Origin of the sequence: Actinoplanes sp. URMC 104, from assembly GCF_051386375.1 — a bacterium.
Classification (GTDB): Bacteria; Actinomycetota; Actinomycetes; order Mycobacteriales; family Micromonosporaceae; genus Actinoplanes.
On record NZ_JBPQTO010000002.1, the window covers coordinates 777,663 to 799,156 of the forward strand.

20 protein-coding genes are annotated in these 21,494 nt (G+C 71.1%); 12 read left to right on the top strand and 8 right to left on the bottom strand.

The genetic code is table 11. From position 1 onward, the window contains the following. Nucleotides 1-180: 180 nt before the first annotated feature. Nucleotides 181-951: a class I SAM-dependent methyltransferase gene (locus tag ACSNN8_RS04500; RefSeq protein WP_436647118.1), complete on the top strand. Its 771-nt coding sequence runs from the start codon at nucleotides 181-183 to the stop codon at nucleotides 949-951. On the opposite strand, the gene ACSNN8_RS04505 is transcribed toward ACSNN8_RS04500, so the two are convergent. Further along, a complete protein-coding gene (locus ACSNN8_RS04505) occupies nucleotides 948-1,901 on the bottom strand; it encodes a helix-turn-helix domain-containing protein (RefSeq protein ID WP_436647119.1) in 954 nt (317 codons plus the stop codon). The two genes, ACSNN8_RS04500 and ACSNN8_RS04505, sit on opposite strands and share 4 nt — an antisense overlap. Before the next feature lie 285 nt (nucleotides 1,902-2,186). Here ACSNN8_RS04505 and ACSNN8_RS04510 point away from each other — a divergent pair, with 285 nt between their 5' ends. Beyond that, nucleotides 2,187-4,067, top strand: coding sequence for a M4 family metallopeptidase (locus ACSNN8_RS04510; protein ID WP_436649406.1), 1,881 nt, complete (start codon nucleotides 2,187-2,189; stop codon nucleotides 4,065-4,067). A gap of 156 nt (nucleotides 4,068-4,223) precedes the next feature. Next, nucleotides 4,224-4,739, top strand: coding sequence for a CAP domain-containing protein (locus tag ACSNN8_RS04515; protein WP_436647120.1), 516 nt, complete (start codon nucleotides 4,224-4,226; stop codon nucleotides 4,737-4,739). A gap of 460 nt (nucleotides 4,740-5,199) precedes the next feature. On the opposite strand, the gene ACSNN8_RS04520 is transcribed toward ACSNN8_RS04515, so the two are convergent. Both ACSNN8_RS04520 and ACSNN8_RS04525 read right to left on the bottom strand, forming a co-directional pair. Continuing rightward, entirely contained in the window at nucleotides 5,200-5,439 is a 240-nt protein-coding gene (locus tag ACSNN8_RS04520; RefSeq protein WP_436647121.1) for a DUF397 domain-containing protein, read from the bottom strand. A 34-nt stretch (nucleotides 5,440-5,473) separates the two neighbouring features. Next, entirely contained in the window at nucleotides 5,474-6,322 is an 849-nt protein-coding gene (locus ACSNN8_RS04525) for a helix-turn-helix domain-containing protein (RefSeq protein WP_436647122.1), read from the bottom strand. A 226-nt stretch (nucleotides 6,323-6,548) separates the two neighbouring features. Here ACSNN8_RS04525 and ACSNN8_RS04530 point away from each other — a divergent pair, with 226 nt between their 5' ends. Together ACSNN8_RS04530 and ACSNN8_RS04535 are read left to right on the top strand one after the other, a co-directional pair. After that, nucleotides 6,549-7,187: a GOLPH3/VPS74 family protein gene (locus tag ACSNN8_RS04530; RefSeq protein WP_436647123.1), complete on the top strand. Its 639-nt coding sequence runs from the start codon at nucleotides 6,549-6,551 to the stop codon at nucleotides 7,185-7,187. A 71-nt stretch (nucleotides 7,188-7,258) separates the two neighbouring features. Continuing rightward, the gene (locus tag ACSNN8_RS04535; RefSeq protein ID WP_436647124.1) at nucleotides 7,259-8,785 is read left to right on the top strand and encodes an APC family permease; all 1,527 of its coding nucleotides are present in this window, start codon (nucleotides 7,259-7,261) and stop codon (nucleotides 8,783-8,785) included. Nucleotides 8,786-8,945: 160 nt separating this feature from the next. Here ACSNN8_RS04535 and ACSNN8_RS04540 read toward each other — a convergent pair whose 3' ends face one another. The 4 genes from ACSNN8_RS04540 to ACSNN8_RS04555 all read right to left on the bottom strand — a co-directional run bounded on the left by ACSNN8_RS04540 (nucleotide 8,946) and on the right by ACSNN8_RS04555 (nucleotide 11,848). Further along, a complete protein-coding gene (locus ACSNN8_RS04540; protein ID WP_436647125.1) occupies nucleotides 8,946-9,497 on the bottom strand; it encodes a GNAT family N-acetyltransferase in 552 nt (183 codons plus the stop codon). Nucleotides 9,498-9,863: 366 nt separating this feature from the next. Then, nucleotides 9,864-10,343 carry an Lrp/AsnC family transcriptional regulator gene (locus tag ACSNN8_RS04545; protein WP_436647126.1) on the bottom strand — a complete coding sequence of 160 codons (480 nt, stop codon included), beginning with the start codon at nucleotides 10,341-10,343 and terminating at the stop codon, nucleotides 9,864-9,866. Between the two features lie 98 nt (nucleotides 10,344-10,441). Then, nucleotides 10,442-11,068 (bottom strand): NADPH-dependent FMN reductase, encoded by a 627-nt coding sequence (locus ACSNN8_RS04550; protein ID WP_436647127.1) that lies wholly within the window; start codon nucleotides 11,066-11,068, stop codon nucleotides 10,442-10,444. Between the two features lie 39 nt (nucleotides 11,069-11,107). Beyond that, nucleotides 11,108-11,848, bottom strand: coding sequence for a hypothetical protein (locus ACSNN8_RS04555; protein WP_436647128.1), 741 nt, complete (start codon nucleotides 11,846-11,848; stop codon nucleotides 11,108-11,110). Nucleotides 11,849-12,004: 156 nt separating this feature from the next. Here ACSNN8_RS04555 and ACSNN8_RS04560 point away from each other — a divergent pair, with 156 nt between their 5' ends. Beyond that, nucleotides 12,005-12,385: a DUF1801 domain-containing protein gene (locus tag ACSNN8_RS04560; RefSeq protein WP_436647129.1), complete on the top strand. Its 381-nt coding sequence runs from the start codon at nucleotides 12,005-12,007 to the stop codon at nucleotides 12,383-12,385. Here the strand turns inward: ACSNN8_RS04560 and ACSNN8_RS04565 are convergent, their stop codons facing one another. Further along, the gene (locus tag ACSNN8_RS04565) at nucleotides 12,386-15,568 is read right to left on the bottom strand and encodes an NACHT domain-containing protein (RefSeq protein WP_436647130.1); all 3,183 of its coding nucleotides are present in this window, start codon (nucleotides 15,566-15,568) and stop codon (nucleotides 12,386-12,388) included. A gap of 36 nt (nucleotides 15,569-15,604) precedes the next feature. Here ACSNN8_RS04565 and ACSNN8_RS04570 point away from each other — a divergent pair, with 36 nt between their 5' ends. The 6 genes from ACSNN8_RS04570 to ACSNN8_RS04595 all read left to right on the top strand — a co-directional run bounded on the left by ACSNN8_RS04570 (nucleotide 15,605) and on the right by ACSNN8_RS04595 (nucleotide 21,494). Beyond that, nucleotides 15,605-16,528 (top strand): phosphotransferase family protein, encoded by a 924-nt coding sequence (locus tag ACSNN8_RS04570; RefSeq protein WP_436647131.1) that lies wholly within the window; start codon nucleotides 15,605-15,607, stop codon nucleotides 16,526-16,528. Nucleotides 16,529-16,617: 89 nt separating this feature from the next. Then, on the top strand, nucleotides 16,618-17,940 hold the full coding sequence (paaK, locus tag ACSNN8_RS04575; RefSeq protein ID WP_436647132.1) for a phenylacetate--CoA ligase PaaK: 1,323 nt from the start codon (nucleotides 16,618-16,620) through the stop codon (nucleotides 17,938-17,940). An 8-nt stretch (nucleotides 17,941-17,948) separates the two neighbouring features. Continuing rightward, nucleotides 17,949-18,251 (top strand): hypothetical protein, encoded by a 303-nt coding sequence (locus tag ACSNN8_RS04580; RefSeq protein WP_436647133.1) that lies wholly within the window; start codon nucleotides 17,949-17,951, stop codon nucleotides 18,249-18,251. Beyond that, nucleotides 18,248-18,925, top strand: coding sequence for a hypothetical protein (locus tag ACSNN8_RS04585; protein WP_436647134.1), 678 nt, complete (start codon nucleotides 18,248-18,250; stop codon nucleotides 18,923-18,925). Before ACSNN8_RS04580 ends, ACSNN8_RS04585 begins: the two co-directional genes overlap by 4 nt. Next, nucleotides 18,922-19,515 (top strand): hypothetical protein, encoded by a 594-nt coding sequence (locus ACSNN8_RS04590; RefSeq protein ID WP_436647135.1) that lies wholly within the window; start codon nucleotides 18,922-18,924, stop codon nucleotides 19,513-19,515. Before ACSNN8_RS04585 ends, ACSNN8_RS04590 begins: the two co-directional genes overlap by 4 nt. Beyond that, a complete protein-coding gene (locus ACSNN8_RS04595) occupies nucleotides 19,512-21,494 on the top strand; it encodes a TIGR03086 family metal-binding protein (RefSeq protein WP_436647136.1) in 1,983 nt (660 codons plus the stop codon). Before ACSNN8_RS04590 ends, ACSNN8_RS04595 begins: the two co-directional genes overlap by 4 nt.

Genomic DNA, 21,494 nt, shown 5'->3' on the forward strand with positions numbered 1-21,494 from the left:
GCGCCCGCCCCGCCCGCCCGGCCGATCACTCCGAGAGCCCACCCTCCCGGGGGCCCCCTCCTCGGCGTGAATCTACCCCAGAAGCGGGGCCGGCGGCGGCGTTGTCCACAGCCCCGCCACGTCGCCCCGCACTTATCCACAGGCACGTCGATCAATCCTCCGGTGCGGCAGAGTGAGGCCATGAGCGAGGACGTCTGGGAGGCCGGCGACGCCTACGAGGCGTATGTCGGCAGGTGGAGCCGCAAGGTGGCCGCCGAGTTCGTCGGGTGGCTCGACGTGCCCGCCGGGCGGCGGTGGCTCGATGCCGGGTGCGGCACGGGCGCGCTCACGTCGGCGGCCCTGCGCACCGGTCCGGCCCGCGTGGTCGGCGTGGATCCGTCGCGCGGCTTTCTCAGGACGGCGCCGGTCGAGGCGCATCGGGTGGCCGGCGACGCAGCGGCGCTGCCGTTGGGCGACGCGTCGTTCGACGTGGTGGTCAGCGGGCTGGCGCTCAACTTCGTGCCGCGGCCCGGGGCGGCGGTCGCGGAGTTCGCGCGGGTTGCCGCGCCGGGAGCGACCGTCGCGGCGTACGTCTGGGACTACGCCACCGGCATGCAGATGATGCGGCTCTTCTGGGACGCCGCCGCCGAGGTGGACCCGGCGGCGGCCGGCCGTGACGAGGGCCGGCGCTTTCCGATCTGTCACGAGCCGGCCCTGCGCGCCGCGTGGGCCGCCGCCGGGCTGACCGAGGTCGCCACGCGCTCGATCGAGGTGCCGACGGTGTTCGCCGGGTTCGACGACTTCTGGCAGCCCTTCCTCGGCGGGCAGGGCGCGGCCCCCTCCTACCTGGCCACGCTGGGCCAGCACGAGCAGCATGCCATCCGCGAGCTGCTGCGGGCCCGCGCGCCGGCCTCGGCGGACGGCACGATCGCGCTGACCGCGGCCGCCTGGGCCGTACGCGGGAGGCGCTAAGCGGCCAGGTCGGTCCAGCCTGTCGGGGCCCGCTCGGCGAACCGCCAGCGCAGCCGGATCTGGCTGGTCAGCAGCAGCTCACGCAGGCGCAGGGTGTAGACCACGGTCCCGTTCTCGCCGGGCGACTCGGTGGGCGAGAAACCCTTGATGCCCGCGTACGAGAGGCTCTCCGCGCTGACCTCGGCGCCCAGCGAAGCCGGCAGTCGCACGGACATCGTCAGCGCCCGGGTCGGGAACCGGATGTCGCGCTGGAACCACTGGCCCCACAGGCTGGCGGGCACGCGGTAGGCGTACGTCACCCGGGTGCGCTCGCCCGGATAGAGCGGGAACCGCGCCCGCGCGTTGCCGAAGACCAGGATCATCTTGACGTACGCGTCGGAGGAGCGCGTCACGCGCACCTCCATGGGCTCGGGCCGGTCCCAGCCCGCCTCCGCCCCGAAGTCGAGGTCGGACAGCTGCAGCGGGCTCTCGGCGTACAGCCTGCGGGAGACGCCCGGCTCGTCGGGGAAGCGATCGACGTCGACGCGTACGGGATAGCAGGTCACGGGCCGGTCGCCGACGTTGCGGACGACGCGCTCGACCCGGCAGGCGTACCACCCGTCGGCGTACGTCAGGGTGGCGTTCTCCTCCTCGATCACGAGCGTGGCGGGCAGCATGGGGCTGGGCTCGTAGTCGTTGCGGACGGCCGTGGCGGGTGCGGGCTCGCCCGCGGCCTGGCGGCACTGCTCGTACCGCGCGATGATCTCACCCCCGCTCGCCAGGACCGCCTCGGCGCGGCAGGCGAACTCGAGGGTCGGGTGGTGGCGCAGGCTCTCCACGTGGCTGATGTACGACGGGTGGTAACCCATCGATGCCGCGAGCTGCTTCTTCGACAGGCCGCGCCGGGTGCGCCAGGCGGTGAGCACCTGAGCGAAAGCCGTACGGGCCGCGAGCTCGAGTTGTGAGGTCATCACACACTCCTGAAGGGACGCTGTCCGGCCATGATGCCCCACCGCATCCCGCCCTGCCAGGGTCACGGGCTCACTTTACGGATTCATAAGATTACGTAGCGCAAAGTTTACGCGAGCGTACGCGCAAGGGTTTTCCCTGATTCGGTGACGGTCATCGATGTCTACGGTCGACGCCATCGGACCTTGAGCCTGCCCACAACCCCCGGGCAGGGAAGGAGAACCCGCGTGAATCGTCGAACCCCTCTGATCGTCGCGCTGGCGGCCGGAACAGCGGCCGCTTCCGCCATGGTCGCGGTGACCGGCCCGGCCACCGCCGCGCCGCAGGACCCGGCGGCCTCGGCCGCGCTCGCCGCCGACCGGGCGGACGCCCTGGTCGCCACCCGCCCCTCGATCCTGCAAGCCGCCCCGGACGACACCTTCCGGCGGCAGAAGGTGTTCAGCTCCGGCGGGCTGAACTACGTGTCGTACGAGCGCACCCACAAGGGCCTCCCGGTGCGCGGCGGCGACTTCGTCGTGGTCACCGACGCCGCCGGGCAGACGCGGTACACCTCGGTGGCCCAGAGCAGCCCGATCGGTGAGCTGTCCACCGTGGCCAAGCTGTCCGAGGCGGCCGCGGCCGCGATCGCGAAGGCGCAGCTCAAGACCGTCAAGAGCGTCGAGGGTACGCAGCTCGCCGTGCTCGCCGACCAGGGTGCGGCCGCGCTCGTCTACGAGACCACGGTCAACGGCACCGGCGCCGAGGGCGTCAGCCGGCTGACCGTCGACGTGGACGCGACCACCGGCAAGGTGCTGCGCACCACCGAGCACGTCATCGGCGCCGCGGGCACGGGCAACGGCTGGATCAACAAGACGGTGTCGATCGACACCACCCAGTCGGGGTCGACCTACCTGCTGCAGGATCCGAGCCACACCTCGATCCGCTGCCAGGACGCGGCGACCAACACGACGTTCAGCGGACCGGACAACACCTGGGGCAACGGCACCGGCACCAGCAAGGAGACCGGCTGCGTCGACGCCTTCTACGTCGCCCAGAAGCAGTACGCGATGCTCTCGTCCTGGCTGGGCCGCAACGGCCAGAACGGCAGCGGCGGCGCCTGGCCGATCCGCGTCGGGCTCAACCAGCAGAACGCGTACTACGACGGCACCCAGGTGCAGATCGGCAAGAACACCGCCGGCCAGTGGATCTCCTCGGCGGACGTGGTCGGCCACGAGCTGGGCCACGGCATCGACGACACCACCCCGGGCGGCATCTCCCGCGGCGGCACCCAGGAGTTCGTCGCGGACACCATCGGCGCGGCGACCGAGTGGTACATCAACAACCCCAACGACGCCCCCGACTACCAGGTCGGCGAGGAGGTCAACCTGGTCGGCGGCGGCCCGATCCGGTACATGTACAACCCGTCGCTCGCCGGCGACGACAATTGCTACTCGAGCAGCACGCCGAGCGACGAGGTGCACGCCGCCGCGGGCCCCGGCAACCACTGGTTCTACCTGATGGCCGAGGGCACCAACCCGTCGAACGGCCAGCCGGCCAGCACCCGCTGCAGCGGCTCGGGCGCGATCACCGGCCTGGGCATCCAGACCGCCATGAAGATCATGTACAACGCGATGCTGATGAAGACGTCCAGCTCGTCGTACGTCAAGTACCGCACCTGGACGCTGACCGCGGCGAAGAACCTCTTCCCGAACAGCTGCGCGGAGTTCAACACGGTCAAGGCCGCGTGGGACGCGGTGAGCGTGCCGGCCCAGTCGGGCGACCCGACCTGCACAGGCGGCGGCACCACCCCGCCGACCACGCCCCCGACCTCGCCTCCGGGCGGCTGCTCGGGCACCAACGCCACCGACGTGACGATCCCCGACCTCGGCTCGGCGGTCAGCAGCAGCATCACGATCAGCGGCTGCGGCCGGGCCGCCTCGGCGACCTCGACGATCGCGGTGAACATCGTGCACACGTACCGCGGTGACCTGCGGGTCGACCTGGTGGCACCGGACGGCACGGTCTACAACCTCAAGCCGACGTCGACCTCCGACAGCGCCGACAACGTCAGCACCACGTACACCAGGAACCTCTCGAGCGAGACCGCGAACGGTTCCTGGCAGCTGCGGGTGCAGGACACGTACCGCAACGACACCGGCTACATCAACAGCTGGACCCTGACCGTCTGACCTGCCCGTGGAGGGGCCGGCGCACCGTCGCCGGCCCCTTCCGGCGGCCGCGGGTAGCGGTTGCGTTGCCCGGCGTTGCCTCTCGGGTCCCTCGCTTCATCGGCCCTCGCGCGTCCCGAACAGACCAGCGACAGCCGACCGAAGAAAGGGCCCATCTTGCTGAAGCGTTTCGTCCGCCGCGCCGTCGTCACCGCCGCCCTCATCGCCGTCCCGACGCTTGCCGGCGCGCCCGCCTACGCGGCCGCCACCGCCGAGACCCCGAGGAAGACGACGGCCGTCGACCAGGCCGCGTACGAGACCGAGGTCGTCAAGCTGACCAACGCCGAGCGCACCGCCCGGGGCTGCAAGGCCCTGCGGATCGACAGCCGCCTGGTCGCCGCCGCCCGCGCGCACAGCACCGACATGGTCGAGCACGGCTTCTTCGACCACACCGGCTCGGACGGCAGCAACTTCGTCACCCGCGAGGTGCGCGCCGGATACCCGCGCAACGGCGCCTCCGCCGAGAACATCGCCTGGGGATACCGCACGCCGCAGCAGGTCGTGACCGGCTGGATGAACAGCGCGGGCCACCGCAAGAACATCCTGAACTGCGCCAGCACCGCCGTCGGCGTGGGCGTCGCCTACACCTCGGGCGGAGCCCCGTACTGGACCCAGGACTTCGGCCGCATCTGAGGCCTTCCCGCCGCTCTGGATCACCGGCGTGCCTCCGCCTCCCCCGCCCACCCAGGGACGGAGGGCCAAAGGTACGACGGCACCGGGGAGGGGCCACCCGCATCCACAGCGAATTGCCGCACAACTCCAGTTGTGCGGCAATTCGGCTTTCCCCTGCGGAGCGGCAAACCCTCGGCAGCGCACCCGCCGGCCGACACCGGCGAGCCCGCCCATCCGATCGCGGAGCGTAACGTCGGGCGCCGCCCTACCCGCATTTCGCATCGCTAAACGCCGATGCCGAGGCTTTTTCGAAAACCCCTTCGCCATTTCACCGGAATGGGTGAACGACCGCCGGGGAAATAATTCTGGGTGAGGGTGCCGCAACGCTTGGTGAGCAGAGCCACGGCACCCGGGAGACGCCACTTCCGAAAAACTTACTTCGCGTAGGCACTTCCTATCGGTGCGTGCCTGTCGATAGTCTTCAGGAATTGATGTCGAATTCGCCGTCCTTGGTGGAGTCCACAAAGGCGGACCACTCCGCCGTCGTGAACATCAGCGCCGGACCGGAGCGGTCCTTGCTGTCCCGGACGGCGACCCCCTGGTCGAGGAACGCGACCTCGACACAGTTGTTGCCACCGTTACCGTTGCTGCGGCTGGCCTTGCGCCAGACCGCACCGGACAGAACGGCAGCATTACGCTGGTGCGTGAGCAACTCAAGCACCCCCCTTCGCTATGCGGTTGTCTCGGTGAGAGCACTACGCGACGAGCAGGCTCTCGATCATCTTGATGGTCATTCGCCGATCCAGCGCCAGGGCGCTCAAACGGTCGAACTCCTGCCGGTAACGAACAACCTCAGAGGGTTGCTCTTCGTAGTAGTCTCCCGCAAGACCTTCAAGATAGACAACATCCAAATGGGTGGTCTCGCGGAACTCCAAAAGCGCTGCTGAACCGCCGAGGAACGTATGCTCGCCGGCACTGAACGGCAGAATCTGAAGCATCACGTTGGGTAATTGGGCGACCTCGATGAGATGCCGGAGCTGATCGTTCATGACGGCATCGCCGCCCACCACCCGGCGCACCACCGACTCGTCGATGATCGCGGTGAGCTCGAGCGGGCGGCTGCCGCGCAGCCGGGCCTGGCGGGTCATGCGCAGCGACACCCGCCGGTCGAGCTGCTGGGGCGAGTCGGTGGTGCGGCCCGTGCGCATCAGCGCGCGCATGTAGGCCTCGGTCTGCAGCAGCCCGGGCACGATGATCGGCTCCCAGGCGCGCATGGCAGCGGCCGCGGCCTCCAGGCCGACGAAGTTGCCCGGGCGCATGATGTCCCGGTAGTCCGTCCACCACGTCCGCTCGCGGGACAGCCTGGCCAGCTCGACCAGCGCGTCCCGGTAGTCCTGGTCGCCGACGCCGTAGAGGGTCAGCAGATCCTTCACGTCGCGGGGGGTCACCGCCACCCGCGCCGTCTCGATGCGCGTGACCTTGGCGGCGTGCCATTCGAAATGCTTGGAGACGGACTCCTGTGTCAACCCCGCTGCCTCGCGACACCGCTTGAGCTCCGCGCCCAGCCGGCGCCGGCGCAGGGTTGGCCCCTCATCTACGGACACCTGGACTCCCTCGGTCCTGATGTGCCGATAGTACGGGCAAGGCCTTCATGATCCAAACACGGAGCACCAAACAAAAAGTACTAGCCTTCTTGTATTGGCCCTTCCGCCGGGTACATGATGCGCGGACATCGAGTCACAGCGTTTTCTACCCACAGTGATCATCGCGGCCACGGTTTTCACTGCTGGATCCCGAACCATCAAGACGTTGTCTAAGGGGCGTGGCGGCGTGTTGGCTGACCAGTACTTCCTGATCGCACACGAGGACCGCACCGGCCGGTCCCGTCTCCATCCACGTGCAACCGGCCTGGGCCTGGCCGCTGCACTGCTCGGCGAGCTCATCCTGGAAGGACGGATCGGCATCTCCGACGGAGATCTGATCATCCTCGACCGGCATCCACCGTCGGACGCGCTCGCGCACGACATCTTGGACCTGCTGGTGGCCCAGCCGCAACACCGGGACGTCCGGATCTGGCTGGCCTTCCTCTCCCAGGACGCGGCGATCCGGGTCGGCGAGAGGCTCTCACGCCTCGGCGCGGTGGAGCCGGTCACCCGGCGACGGATGCTCTCGACCGAGACCCTCTACATGCCGAACAGCGCCGCGCAGCGCAACGCGGCCGCCTGGGCCCCGGCCCGGCTGGCCAACATGCTGGTCCGCGGCATCGGCATGAGCATCAGCGACAAGGTGCTGATCGGCTTGGTGGCGGCCACCGGCCTCACCCGGCACGTGCTCTACGACTTCGAGGCGCACCGGCACGCGTTCCAGTCGCTGCCCAGCGCCGTCGGATCACTGCCCGCGGACCTGCGGGAGCTCGTCGAATACACCGAGGCCTCCGTGGGCTCGGTGGTCACAGTCGGCCGCCGGTGAGCGGCACCGGGCGCCATCACCTCGGGCGCGACAACTCTGATCATTGGGCCGGAAGGATGCTCGTGGCACGTATGGAACCCGAAGAGCCGGACATCGTCTCGAAGGCGCTGGCCAAGAACAGGCTGGGCACCCCTTCGGTGGTGTTCTTCGGAGTCGCGGGCGCGGCGCCGCTGACCGTGATCCTCGGATCGATCACGACGATCTACGCGATCATCGGAAGCACGGCGGTGCCGATCGCCTATCTCGTGACGGCGGGCCTGCTGTCGCTGTTCACGGTCGGCTTCGTCGCGATGAGCCGGCACATCGTCAACACCGGCGCGTTCTACTCCTACATCAGTCACGGCCTGGGCCGCGTGGTGGGTGTGGGAGCGGCGTTCGTCGCCCTGCCGGCGTACTCGCTGATGCAGATCGGCCTGTTCGGCCTGTTCGGCTCGGTGGCCAGCGGCATTCTCGGCGCCTTCGGGCTGTCGGTGCCCTGGTACGCCTGCGCGATAGCGGCCTGGTTCGCGGTGGCGGTGCTCGGCCTGCTCTGGGTGGACCTGAGCGGCAAGGTGCTGGCCGTGCTGCTGGTCCTCGAGATCGCCATCGTGATCATCTATGACCTCGTGATGATCAGTAACCCGGCCGGCGGGCACGTGACCTTCTCGCAGTTCTCGCCCGCGCCGCTGGCCACCCCGGTCATCGGCATCCTGCTGGTGCTCGCGATCGCCGGCTTCGTCGGCTTCGAGGCCACCGTGGTGCTCTCCGAGGAGGCGCGGGACCCGAAGCGCACGATCGCCCGGGCCACCCACATCGCGGTGGTGCTCGCCGGAGTGCTCTGCGCCCTCTCGGCGTGGGCCATGTCGGTGAACACCGGCCCCGACCAGATCGCCGCCAAGGCCGCCGAGCACCAGACCGACCTCGTGTTCGTCCTGGTCGGACCGCACCTGCCGCGCATCCTGGTCGACATCGGCTACGTCCTGCTGCTGACGAGCGTCTTGGCGGCGCTGCTCGCCTTCCACGCCGCGGTGTCGCGTTACCAGTTCGCGCTGGGCCGCGAGGGCGTGCTGCCGGCCGCCTGGGGACGGACCCATCCGCGGACGGGCGCCCCGCTGCTCGGCTCGATCACGCAGAGCGTGCTGGCCATCGTCGTGCTCAGCCTCTATGCGCTGGTCGGCTCGGACCCGCTGGTCTACGTGTTCGCGTGGCTCACCACGATCGGCGGGCTCGGCGTGCTGATCCTCATGTGGGCGGCGTCGGCCGCGGTGCTGGCCTTCTTCATCCGCAACCGGCGGCGCGAGAGCGTCTGGCGGGCGCACGTGGCGCCCGGGGCGGCGTTCCTGCTGCTGACGATCGTCCTGGTCGCGACGTGCATCGGCTTCGGCGAGCTGCTCCAGGTCGACGGGGACTCGCCGTTCCAGTGGCTGATCCCCGCCCTCTACCTGGCCGTCGCCGCGATCGGCTTCGTCTGGGCGACCGTCATGCGGGCGGCGCGGCCCGAGGTGTACGCCGCGATCGGCCGCGGGGCGGACGGGCGGGTGAACGTCGTCCCGGATAGCTCAACGCTGCGGGCCCTGCACGCCGATCCGGTGGGCGCCCGCAGCGGATACCCCTACTGACCTTGCTCGTACGCCCGGCCGTGAAGGAGGTGGCCCCCCTGACCTTCTTTCCGGCACACCCGTTCCCGCGACCCGGAGGTACGCCTATGACCTGAGGTTTCCCCCCAGCTCCGCGGCAGGCCGTCGAAAGGCGGCCTGCCGCGTTCGCGTGCCGGACTTCTCAGGCTGCCGGAGGGAACTCGTAGAGCCAGTACGACTGCTGGTCGATGCGGGTGAACTTCATGGTGTCGCTCAGCCGGCTCACCATCATCCGGAACACCCGGGACATCCGCCGCACCTCGTCGTTGTGGTTGCAGATGTCCAGACAAACGAGCCCGTTCTGAGCGGACGCCACCATGTACATCTGCTCCACGAGCTGCGCGAACGCCTCGCGGCCCTGCGCGTGCGGGCTGACCGCCACGAACCCGATGTACCAGATCTTGCGGGCCGAGTACTGCTCGGGCCAGTGCCGCTCGAAGTACTGAGGGGCGATCAGCGGTACGGCGTCCAGGTCGTTGGTGTACGTCGCCACGCCGCAGATCGTGCCGTCGTCATCGAGGGCGAGGTATTTGTCGACCCGTGGATCTGCCATGACCGCGTCGAACTCGTCCCGGAACATCAGGTGCCGCTGGACAGCCAGGTGATTCAGCTCCTCGAATGCGTCCCGGTACATCGTCCACATGGTCTCGTGGAGCGCCGGGTCGGTGATCCGGTCGATGACTTTGATAAGCATGTCGGCTCCCCCGCAGGCCGCCGCCAGGTCGGCCCGCTTGTCGCACTCATCTTGATCGATGATTGTTGACCATCAGCGTACGAAGAGTGACAGCGGTACGACAATGCGTGGCACCCAAATGAATGTGCCAATTCATCTATCGCCTGCAAGTTGCAATGGCAGGCGTGGATTCGTCCCTCGATTCGGCAAATGGTTCAGCGCAAGAAGTACTAAGCACGGAGTGCATTACCGCTGGTCCACGCCTTGAGCACCGGCCAAATCGGAGCATCGGCTCACGAGATCAACGATCAAGGAAAGGGGCCGGGAATCGGGTTGCACCTCTATAGTTCTCCTCGACCGAGAGTGATGTATCGGCCTTTCGGTCAGTTACGCAGAGGTATGACGGCGCAAAAGACCGTCCACGCTGTTCGGCGCCACCTCGTGCAGAACGATCGAGGTCGACGTGCGGACGACGCCCGGGGCGGCCACCACGAGATTGGTGATGCGATACAGGTCCGCGGTGTCCTTCGCGACAATCCGTACGAGAAGATCGCCGTCGCCCGTCGTGGCGAGGATTTCGACGACCTCGGGAATGCGGACGATCTGCTGGGCGGCCAGATCGCCCTCGCGCTGGCTCAGCGAAAGGGTCATGAACGCCATCAGCGGATAGCCCAGCGAGGCCGGCTCGAGACGGCGGGAGTACGCGCCGAGCGCCCCCGACTCACGCATGCGGCGCAGCCGTGCCTGCACGGTGTTGCGCGACATCGACAGCCGCTCGGCGAGGGCGACGACGGTGGCGTCCGGGTCGGCGTCCAGGGCCAGCAGAATGCGCGCGTCGGTGGCGTCCAGAGATCGCATCGTTGCCATCCTCCCCCGTCGCGGCACATTGTCGTGTGCAAACGCACGGCTGGCAAGCCGCGGGCGGAGCAGGATGCCCAATGCCGGGCCGGGCTCGGGCGGCTCGGTCAGCCCGCCCGCCAGTCGGGGAGGGTGGAGTTGTCGCGGCGCTGGATGACCGGGAGCACCGTGGAGTAGTGCTGCCACGCCGGCCGCGGCGGGGCGTCGGACATGGACAGCACCCGCACCATGGCCTGCAGCACGTCCTGCAGGGCCTGGTGCAGCCGCTCGTCGGTCACGAGCCCGGAGCCGTCCACGGCGGCCGGGTCGATCGGGACCCGTACGCAGGCCGCCTTGAGGATCTTGGCGTTGGCGTGGCCCAGGACGGCCTCGAGCGTCGAGCGGGCGAGGAAGTCCTCCCCCTCGCCCGCGACCGACAGCCAGGCCACGGGCTTGCCGTCGAGCAGGTTGTCCTCGACGAGCCAGTCGAGCAGGTTCTTGAGGCTGCCGGGCACCGAGCCCGCGTACTCCGGGGTGCTGATCAGCACGGCGTCGGCGATGCGCACCTGGTGGCGCAGCAGCACCACGGTGTCGTGCGGGCTCGGGTCGCCGGGCACGAACGCCGGCAGGCTGCGCAGCCCCTCGAAGAGCCCCGCATTGATCTCCTCCGGCGCGAACCGGGCCGCCGTCCGCAGCGCGGCGGTCTGCAACGAGTCCTCGCGGGTGCTGCCCGAGATCAACAGGATGCGCGTCATGCCGCCGAGCCTAGATCCCCGGCGTCACGAGCCTGCGCGTCAGGCGGCGCACATGAGGCTGATCTGGGTGGCGACCGGCGTGAGCGCGGGCTTGACTTCACTCGCCAGGGTGGCCGGCTGGTCGTCGTCCGGCTCGTCGGCGTCCGGCTGGTCGTTGCCGGGCCGGTCGGCGGCCGGGTCGTCGGTGGGCTCGTCGCCGGGCTGGTCGGTGGTGGGCTCGTCGGCGGGCTCGTCGTCGGCGGGCTTCGCGGCCCGTACGTCGATCTTGTGGAAGCCGACGCCGGGAACGAGGCTCGCGGCCGTGGCGGGGGCGGCGCAGCCCTTGCGGTGCCACGCGAACCTGGTGGCGGCGGTGACCGTGACAGTCAGGGTGGGGCCCTTGGTGTACGCCACCTTCAGCGTGCCGGTGGCGGCGTCGTACGAGGTCACCGTGCCCTTCTGGTCCTGCGGCACCGGCTTGGGGTCCTTGACCCTGGGCCGCTTGTCGTCGCCGTCGCGCACGCCGTCGCCGTCGGTGTCGGCCTTCGACGGGTCGGTGCCGGCCTTGTACTCGGCCAGGTTGGTCAGCTTGTCGCGGTCCTTGTCGGCCCTGGCGTCGTTCTTGCGCGCGTTGAGGCCGTTCGCCTTCTCGTACGCGTCGGGCATGCCGTCGCGGTCGCCGTCCTTCACCGCCGGGGCGGCCGGCTTGCCGGCGGGCTTCCTGGCCGCGAGCGCGGCGCCGGGGAACGACAGCGCGGTCAGCGAGACGGCGGTGGTCACAGCAACGAGGCGCAGCTTCATGCGGGGGTCCTTTCCGAGCCGGCGGCGGGGAGGGCCGCGGCGTCACCTGTCGATCACGGTAGGTGATCAATCGGCCGGAATGCTCGTTCGGGCGAGAGGTGCTACCGAGGTGCTCCCGACCTGCTCCCACCGCGTACGACGTGACACGCTGGACCCGTGGCGGACGACGTCGAGGTCTTTCTGAGCACGATCGGTGACGAGCAACGGCAGCGCGACGCGCGGCTGCTCGTGCGGCTCATGGGCGAGGTCACGGGCGAGCCGCCGGCGATGTGGGGCGGCGGCATCGTCGGGTTCGGCTCGCGGCACTACCGGTACGAGTCGGGCCGCGAGGGTGACGTGGCGGCGATCGGGTTCGCGCCGCGCAAGGCGCAGACCGTGCTCTATCTGACCGGCTACCTGCAGACGTACGCGGACCTGCTCGAACGGCTCGGGCCGCACACCCACGGCAAGGGCTGCCTGTATCTCAAGCGCGTCGACCGGGCGGACCAGCAGGCGCTGCGCGACATCGTGGCGCGCTCCTACGCCGCCGCCCGCTGATCAGCGGAAGGCGGCCAGGCGTACGCCCAGATCGGGGTCCAGGGTCTCGAGCGCGGTGGCGCGGCGCCCGTCCAGCCGCTGCACGAGGTCACGGATCTTGGTGTCTCCGGGCTCGGCGGCGCGGGCGAGCGTGTGCAAAGCCTGCGCCAGCAGCGCGTCGTCGAGCGTCTCGAGGTGGTCGCTCAGCAACATCCCCATCGGGGCGACCGCGGAGGGGAGGGCGGCGACGCGCGGCGTGAGCAGGCAGCGCAGGGCCAGTTCGGCGCCGCGCGGAGAGGTCAGCCGGCGGGACGCGGCGAGCGGGCCGATGAGGGCGACGACGCGGTCGGGCGGGAGGCGGTCGGCGTCCGCGCGCAACGCCTGCATCAGCAGCGTCGCGGTCGCGCGGCTCTCGGACGTGCGCTGATCGTCGCCGGAGCCGATCGCGGCCAGCGCGGCGGCGACGCGCTCGTAGCGGGCGAGCAGCGCCTCGGGCGACTCCTCGAAGGCGGACGCCAGCCACAGCTCGATCAGGCTGCGGGCCAGCGACTCGTCGGCGCCCGCGTGGTGCACGAAGGTGAGCAGCGCCTCCGGCATCCGGTCGAGCAGGGGCTCCAGCGTGTGCAGCAGGGTGTTGTCGCTGAGGTGGTTGCTCAGGTGCATCGAGGTGAGCGCCGCGCGCCACTCGAACTTGGGCCGCCACACCGGCGCGGGCTCCACGCCCGGCCGCAGGTCGTTGAACCAGCTCACGTCCATGGGGCCGGGGCGGGCGCCGGTCCACGGGACGGCGAGCCGCAGCACGATGTCACGGCGACCCTCGTGCCATTCCCGGGCGACCGTGACGATCTCCATCGCGTCCATGAACATGCCGCCCGGCACCGCCGCGCGCCACTGCAGGGCGGCGCCACGCAGCCAGTACGCCGGGTCCTCGGCCCGGGTGAACAGGTCCGAGGCGCGCAGTTCGCCCCCGCAGGCCAGGGTCAGCAGCAGCAGGTTGAACGAGTACGTGGCCATCCAGTGGTCGGCGCGCTTGTCGACGGGACGGTACGAGCTCTCCCCATACGACGGGTGGGTCAGCGCCTGGCTGGTGCGGCGCACCAGCCACGCGCGCAGGCGGTCGCGGTCCGGGCCGTCGAGCAGGTCGGCGACGAACGGCACGATGGTGCCGCGGGCGGTCAGCGGGGTGAACCCGAGCAGCGAGCGCAGCAGGTCGTCGTCGTGCGACGGGCCCAGGCGCAGCGCCAGCGTGCTCGCCGACTCGCGCGCCTCGGTGTCGCGGACGGCCTGCACGACCAGCCGCGCGACGAGGTACTCGCCGAACGTGGCGTGCAAGAACTCGTACGTCTGCAGGGTGCGGTCGTCGCGGATCGCCTGGGCGCGCTGGATGAAGAAGAACCGGCCGACCATCTCCTGGCCGGCGGTCAGCGGCGTGCGGAAGTTGTCCGCGCGGCCCGGGCGCGACGGGGCCAGGCCGAGGCCCGCGAGGTCGTCGTCGAGCTCACGCTCGGTCACCCACAGGCGCAGCCGATGGAACATCGCGAACGCCACCACCGACAGCCGCAGCAGCTCCTGCTCGACCAGCGCGGGCACGGCCGAGTCCGGCTGCCCGGCGTGCAGCCGGCGCACCTCGCGGGCGGCGAACGAGGCGAGCAGGCGCTCGTAGAGCCGGCCGCCGTCGAGGTCGGCGCCGGTGTCCTGCAGCTGCTGGCTGGTGCCGTCGTAGAGGGCGAGCATGAGCAGCAGCAACGGCTGCTCGGCGAGCTGGTGGAAGCGGCGCACCACCGCGGCGGGCAGCGGCTTGACCAGCGGGTTGGTGTCGTTCCACACGGTCAGCCAGCGCTCGATCTGCGCGTCGTCGAACGGCTCCAGCCGCACGGCCAGGGCGCCCGCGGGCAGCCGGGCGCGGTCGGCCACGGCGATCCGGCTGGTGACCATCACCGCGACCGGGCGGCCCAGCGACGCCTCGCGCTGCTGGAACGCGGCCACCCGCTGCAGGTAGTCGGACTGGTGCAGCCCGGTGGCCTGCAGCAGCTCGTCGAAGCCGTCGAGCAGCACCACCGGCAGCGCCCCGCCCGCGTCGCGCGACAGCTCGGCCCACGACACGGTCTCGCCGATCGCGGTGCGCAGCGCCAGCTCGATCTGGTCCTGGATCTCGGCCTCGGCGGGCACCTCGCGCAGCGCCACGCGGCAGACGAAGAAGTCGCTGGCGGGCAGCCGGGCGGCGAGGATGCGGGTCAGCGAGGACTTGCCGGCGCCGGGCTGGCCGAGCAGCAGCAACGGCGCCTCGGTGGCCTCGGGGCTGGTCAGGTAGGCGGCGAGGAACCCGGAGATGTCGTGGCGGGTCTCGGCGCCGGCCCACCACTGGTCGTCGGCGGGGTGGGCGCCGGGCCCGGCCGAGCGCACCCGGAAGATCGGGTCGAGGTACGCGGCACGCAGCGCGGGCAGCATCAGCTCGCCGGCGTCGCCGCCCAGCACGGGACGGGCCAGCTCGGCCCGGTAGGCACGGGCGAGCGCGTCGCGGTGGCGGCCCGGGTCGCGCCCGGCGGTGGCCCGCAGCAGCACGGCCTCGAGACGTTCGAGGCCGTGGGTGGTCGCTCGGGCCTCGAGGCGGTCGGCCCAGATCGCGAACTCGGGGATCTCCTCCGCCAGCCGCCGGTGCGCCTGGTCGTAGCGGGCGACGGCCGCCTCGGGCAGCCGGCCGAGCAGGCGCTCGGTGACGTAGCGCGCGTTGTCGTCGGCCCGGTCCCACGCCCGCGAGTCGGCGAGCTTGGTCATCAGGTCGGCGGTGGCCTCGGAGAACCAGGTCGCCAGCCGCTCGAGCAGCTCCTGGTAGGGCAGGTCGGGCGCGGGCAGCGGCACGGAGGCCGACAGGATCCGGCGGACGATCGAGCCGTCCTCGCCCGCCCGCACGAACCGCAGGTGATCGAATCCGGGGCTCTCCACGGCGGCCGCGGCCAGGCACTCCTCGAAGGTCTCGAAGAACGCGGTCACGACCAGGACGGCGTGGGCGGCCTGCAGGCGCTCGCTGCGCTCGTGCCGGCCCAGCCCGCGCAGGCTCTCGTTGATCGTGCTCTCGATCTGCGAGCCGAGCTTCACCACGTCGGGCAGCCCCAGCGCGGGCAGCACACTGTCGACGGTCTTGGCGAGCGGGCCCGTTCCGCCGAGGATCCGGACGGCGTCGGCATAGGACAGACTGCGCGGCATCGCATCATGATGGCGTACGGCCTAAAGTCGTCGACCATGCGCGCGAACGATTGGCACGACCCGCGGTGGCAGGCGCAGGCGCACGCGTGGATGCGCGAGCGGCTGGACGCGCCGGTCGACGGGGAGATCGAGGAGACGCGCGTACGGCCGTGGTCGGTCACCCTGTGGGCGCGCACCGCGGCGGGCGTGCGGTGGTTCAAGGCGAACACGCCCGGCTGCGCGTACGAGGCCTCGCTGGCGCCGGCGCTCGCGACGTGGGCGCCCGGCGCGGTCGTGCCGCCGCTGGCCGTGGACGAGGCGCGCGGCTGGCTGCTGACGGCCGACTGCGGGCCCACGCTGCGCGAGGCGCTCCCGGACGACCGGGAGGCCCGGCTGCGCGCATGGGCGGAGATGCTCCGGGCGTACGCGGAGCTGCAGCGCGCCGTCGCGCCCCGGGCCGCGGAGATGGTCGCGCTGGGGGTGCCGGACATGCGCCCGGCCGGGCTGCCCGCGGTGCTCGGCACGCTGCTGGCGGAGAACCCCGAGGTGAGTGTGGACGTCGACGCGTACGCCCGCTGGTGTGCCGAGCTGGCGGCGGACGGGGTGCCGGCGTCGTTGCAGCACGACGACCTGCACGACGACAACGTGTTCCCGGGCAACCGGTTCTTCGACTGGGGCGACGCGAGCGTGGGACACCCGTTCGGGTGCCTGCTCGTGGCGCTGGGCTCGGCACAGGCGTTCTTCGCCACCACGCCGCAGGAGCTGGCCGTGCTGCGGGACGCCTACCTGGAGGCGTGGTCCGATGTGGCCCCGCCCGCGGTCCTGCGCCGGTCGGTGACGCTGGCGTGCCGGGTCGGGCGGGTGCCCAAGGCCGCGGCCTGGCGGCGGGCGGTGCACGACGCAACGCTGCCGGTCGACGAGGACTTCCGTACGGCGGCCGCGTACTACCTGGCCGAGATCCCCAGCCCCACACCGCTCTAGGTCGACTTGACGGGCGTCCCGCCGAGGACTTAGGTGAGCTGTACGTCGATCGGGTGATTACCGACGGTTTATCTCTCGACGGAGGCTTCATGACGGCACCGCAACGGAGCGGCTCGGCGCCGCCATGGGACATGCTCGACGACGCCGAGCGGATGAGCGCGGACGAACTGCGGGCGGTGCAGCTGCAGCGGCTGCAGTGGACACTGCGCCACGCGTACGACAACGTCCCGCACTACCGGCGCGCGTTCGACGACGCCGGCGTGCACCCCGACGACTGCCATGACCTCGCCGACCTCGCGAAGTTCCCGACCACGAGCAAGGCCGACCTGCGCGAGAACTACCCGTTCGGCATGTTCGCCGTCCCCGAGGCCGACGTGCGGCGCATCCACGCCTCGTCCGGCACGACCGGCCGGCCCACGGTCGTCGGCTACACCGAGCGCGACCTCGACACGTGGGCCACGGTGATGGCGCGCTCGATCCGGGCCGCCGGCGGGCGCCCGGGCGACCGGCTGCACAACGCGTACGGCTACGGCCTGTTCACCGGCGGCCTGGGCGCCCACTACGGCGCCGAGCGGCTCGGGTGCACGGTCATCCCGGTCTCCGGCGGCATGACGCCCCGGCAGGTGCAGCTCATCAACGACTTCCGCCCGCGGGTCATCATGGTGACCCCGTCCTACATGCTCACCGTGATCGACGAGTTCGAGAAGCAGGGGCTCGACCCGCGCAAGTCCAGCCTGGAGATCGGCATCTTCGGCGCGGAGCCGTGGACCGAGCAGATGCGCGCCGAGATGGAGGAGCGCGCGGGCATCCACGCGGTCGACGTCTACGGGCTGTCCGAGGTGATCGGGCCGGGCGTCGCGCAGGAGTGCGTCGAGACCAAGGACGGCCTGCACATCTGGGAGGACCACTTCTATCCCGAGGTCATCGACCCGGTGTCCGGCGCGGTGCTGCCCGAGGGCGAGCCCGGCGAGCTGGTGTTCACGTCGCTGACCAAGCAGGCCATGCCGGTGATCCGCTACCGCACCCGCGACCTGACCCGGCTGCTGCCCGGCACCGCGCGGCCCGGCATGCGGCGCATGGAGAAGATCACCGGCCGCACCGACGACATGATCATCCTGCGCGGCGTGAACCTGTTCCCCACCCAGATCGAGGAGATCATTCTCCGGACGCCGGGGCTCGCGCCGCACTTCCAGCTGCTGCTCACGACGCAGGGCCGCATGGACCACCTCACCGTGCAGGTGGAGGCCCGCCCCGACTGCCCCGGCGAGCGCCGCCGACCGGCCGGCGCCGAGGTGGCGAAGGCGGTCAAGGACACCGTGGGCACCAGCGTCGAGGTCGAGGTCGTCGAGCCCGAGACGCTCGCCCGCTCGGCCGGCAAGATCCAGCGGCTCGTCGACCGACGGCAGCGTTAGGAGGTTCCATGGCGATCTTCCGGATACTCGAGGCCACCGCGCGGCCCGGCGCGATCGACCGGCTCACCGAACTGCTCGTGCAGCAGGAGCGCGACGTGGTGGCGAACGCCGCCGGCATCGTGTTCGTGCAGTCGCTGCGCAGCGGCGACAGCGTGCTCGCGGTGTCGAGCTGGGCCAGCGTCGAGGACATGCAGCGCTACCTCGACCAGGACGTGACCGGCGAGTTCTACCGCCGGCTGCCCGAGCTGCTGATGGGCATGCCGAGCGTGCGCACCTACGAAGTGATCAGTCCCGGCGGGTGGGCGTCGTGAGCTGGTACTACCCCAAGGGGTGGACCGACCAGGAGGACGGCGTCGACCAGGTGCTGATCCACTACGCCGCGACGCCGCCCGGGCAGTGGCCGGACTGGAGCTGGGGCCACGAGGCGCGGGTGCTGCAGGACCTGGGCGGCTTCCCCCGCCGGCGGCTCAAGGTGCTGCGCATGCCCCGCTCGGTGTGGGACCTCGAACACGGCTGGTCGACCCCCGAGTACCGCTTCCACTACTACTTCGAGGTCTTCCAGCACGGGCACCGGTGGACGACCGACCTGTTCACCGAGGACATCGTCTATCGCGACCTGTCCTACACCGACGAGTCCGGCTGGGTGACGAACATCTGCATCTACTGGTCCGTGGGCGACTGGACGGCGCCGGTCTACAGTCCCATGGAGGACCCGCGCATCCCCGCGGACTCCGAGTTCGTGGCGACCAACTACTACACGTACGAGGACAAGGAACGCTTCCACCACGAGAAGTACCAGCTGCTGTACGGGCTGAGCCTCCCGCACACGTTCCGCTCGCGCATGTGGGGCCCGCGCGGGGCGACGCTGGTGCAGCAGTACCACATCGGCCGCATGTACCCGCCACAGGAGAAGAGCGAGACGTGGCTGGGCCCGCACGGCCCCTCGAAGCCGGGAGGTGACAACCGTTGGGTGCACCACCTGTGACCATCTTCGGGCTGCGCAAGACATGGGTCGATCCCGGGCCGGGCATCTCCATGGTGCAGATCCACTACACCACCTCGCCGCGCGGCGAGCCGCCCGACTGGACGCTCGGCGACCAGGCCGTGCTGTCGCCCGTCACCGACAGCCCCGAACGCAGCACCGTGATCGAGGTGCCGCGCGACGCCGGGCGCTCGCTGCACCACTTCTTCTTCGTCGTGGGCATGCACGACCGCACGGCCTCGCCCGTCTTCACCGAGGACATCGTCTCCCACGACATCACGTATCCCGACCACGAGGGCGTCTACACCTCCGTCGGGATCATGTGGAGCTGCGCGGGCGTGCCGAACTACACGAGCACGGTCATGGACGGCCTGCCCTTCGAGTCCGCCGGCAGCTCGCCCGCCGGCGGCAACATCTACGAGTTCGTCCGCGCCCAGCCCCTCCCCCACGTCTTCCGCGGCGCGGTCTGGGGCGTCCCCGGTTCGACCATCCGGTACGGCTACCACCTGATCAGCAACGGCCACCCCGACCCGTCCGACAACACCGAGTCCTGGAACGACAACGACGGCGTCGGCTGGACCGTAGACCTGTGACCACCCCCGACCCGTCCCCCAACCACCCACCCGACCGCGCGCCACCCCCCGGCCACGCCTCGCCCACAGGGCACGCCTCCCCCACCGGGCACGCGTCCCCCGACGACGCACCCGGCGGCACGCGCGGCACCGCACCGCCCGGCGCCGCAGCGGCCGGCAGCACCGCAGGACCCGGCAGCACGCCGCACCGCACCGCCGCGCCCGACAGCACGCCGCACGCCATCGCCGCGCCCGGCAACGCGCCGTCCGGCACCGCCGCGCCCGACAACGCGCCGCACGCCACCGCCGCGCCCGGCGGATCGGCACGCCCCGGCGCCGCGCCACGGTGGGCAGGCGACGAAAGCGCCGCGCCCGGCCCCAGCGGCCCCGCCCAGCGGCCGGGTCGTTACGACCGCCCCCTCCAGTGGCTGACCCCGCCGGCGGAGCGGACGCGCCAGGCCCGGGTGCGCTACACCGGCCCGCTGGCGAGGGACGGCCGCGACCTCGTGCTGCATGTGGGCCACGACGGCTGGACGGCGCCGCGGAACATCGCGATGGAGCGCACCTCCCCGCACGCGTGGGTGGCCGACGTGCCGACCGAGGGCCGGCTGGTGCTCGACTGTGTGGTCCGCTCCTCCTCGTCCGCGCAGTGCGACAACAACGTCAACGCCGATTACCGGCTGTGGGTCGGGCTCGACCCGGTGGACGCGCACGTGCACGCCCGCGGACCCGGCGGCGGCCCGCTGGGCTTCGACAGCCTGCGGACAGCCGCGGCCTCCGGCGGCATGACCCATGCGCTGGTGTCGTGGGGCGACAACGACTTCGTCGACGTCGCCGCCGCGGCAACCCCGTGGCTGACCCGGCTCGTGTGGGTGCGTCCCTTCGGCCCCGACCCCTCCGACGTGCGCCGGAGGCTGGCGGACGGCGCCGCGGGACTCAAGCTACATCCGGCGTACGACAATTTTCCGGCCGACACCGCGGCGCTCGACCCGTACCTGACGGCGGCCGAGGAGGCCGGGGTGCCGGTCACCGTCCACAGCGGTCCGGGCAACGCCGACCCCGACCTCATCGCGCGGCTGGCCGAGCGGTTCCCGGCCGTGCCGTTCGTCTTCTACCACACCTTTCTCGGCTTCCCGGAAGGCCGGCGGCGGGCGAGCCGGCACGCGAGGCGGCTGCCCAACGTGCACCTGGAGACGTCGTGGTGCGCGTCGGACGAGGTCGAGCGGCTGATCGACGAGGTGGGGCCGGGCCGGGTGCTGTTCGGGTCGGACGCGGCCACCGACGGGCACGAGCACTTCGTCCGCAAGCCGCCCAACATCGAGATGCGCGAGAACTACAACGGCTCGCTGCTGCGCCTGGCCAAGCGCCTGCCGCCGGCGGTGACGCGCGCGCTGCTGGAGGACAATGCCCGCGCGCTCTTCGGCGTTCCGCGACCCGCGTACGGCGTACAGCTGCGGGCCTCGGATCTGCAAAGGCTGCTGGCGACGGCCCTGGACACCCACCGGCGGCTGATCGCGGCCGTGCGAGCGGACCAGTTGACGCTGGCCACGCCCTGCGCGGAGTGGGACGTACGGGCGCTGCTCCGGCACGTGATCGACGTCGCGCGCAGAGCCGGGCTCACCCCTGCCTCGCCCACGGACCGCGCCACTGTGGACGAGCTGCGGCGTACGTTCGATGCGGCCGCGGCCAGAGCCCGGTCGGCGTGGGCCCGCCCCGACGCCCTGACCGGCAACGTCGAGGGACCGTGGGGGCGCCTGCCCGCAGCCGTCGCACTATCCGGATTCGTCCTCGAGCTCGCGGCACACGCCTGGGACCTTTCCGCAGCCGTCGGCGACCGCACGCCGCTCGACCCCCGCCTGGCCACCACCGCGCTGGAGATCGCCACCCGGCTCGTCCCCGCCGAGTGGCGCGACGGCCGCACCTTCGCCGCGCCCCGGCCCGTACCGCCGGAATCCGACGACGGCATGCGCCTCGCCGCCTACCTGGGCCGCCACGTCTGA

Excerpts from the sequence above, each read along its gene's own strand:
- ACSNN8_RS04500 (WP_436647118.1), top strand. The coding sequence starts at position 181 with ATGAGCGAGGACGTCTGGGAGGCCGGCGACGCCTACGAGGCGTATGTC.
- ACSNN8_RS04505 (WP_436647119.1), bottom strand. The coding sequence starts at position 1,901 with ATGACCTCACAACTCGAGCTCGCGGCCCGTACGGCTTTCGCTCAGGTG.
- ACSNN8_RS04510 (WP_436649406.1), top strand. The coding sequence starts at position 2,187 with ATGGTCGCGGTGACCGGCCCGGCCACCGCCGCGCCGCAGGACCCGGCG.
- ACSNN8_RS04535 (WP_436647124.1), top strand. The coding sequence starts at position 7,259 with ATGGAACCCGAAGAGCCGGACATCGTCTCGAAGGCGCTGGCCAAGAAC.
- ACSNN8_RS04540 (WP_436647125.1), bottom strand. The coding sequence starts at position 9,497 with ATGCTTATCAAAGTCATCGACCGGATCACCGACCCGGCGCTCCACGAG.
- ACSNN8_RS04545 (WP_436647126.1), bottom strand. The coding sequence starts at position 10,343 with ATGGCAACGATGCGATCTCTGGACGCCACCGACGCGCGCATTCTGCTG.
- ACSNN8_RS04550 (WP_436647127.1), bottom strand. The coding sequence starts at position 11,068 with ATGACGCGCATCCTGTTGATCTCGGGCAGCACCCGCGAGGACTCGTTG.
- ACSNN8_RS04555 (WP_436647128.1), bottom strand. The coding sequence starts at position 11,848 with ATGAAGCTGCGCCTCGTTGCTGTGACCACCGCCGTCTCGCTGACCGCG.
- ACSNN8_RS04565 (WP_436647130.1), bottom strand. The coding sequence starts at position 15,568 with ATGCCGCGCAGTCTGTCCTATGCCGACGCCGTCCGGATCCTCGGCGGA.
- ACSNN8_RS04570 (WP_436647131.1), top strand. The coding sequence starts at position 15,605 with ATGCGCGCGAACGATTGGCACGACCCGCGGTGGCAGGCGCAGGCGCAC.
- paaK (WP_436647132.1), top strand. The coding sequence starts at position 16,618 with ATGACGGCACCGCAACGGAGCGGCTCGGCGCCGCCATGGGACATGCTC.
- ACSNN8_RS04580 (WP_436647133.1), top strand. The coding sequence starts at position 17,949 with ATGGCGATCTTCCGGATACTCGAGGCCACCGCGCGGCCCGGCGCGATC.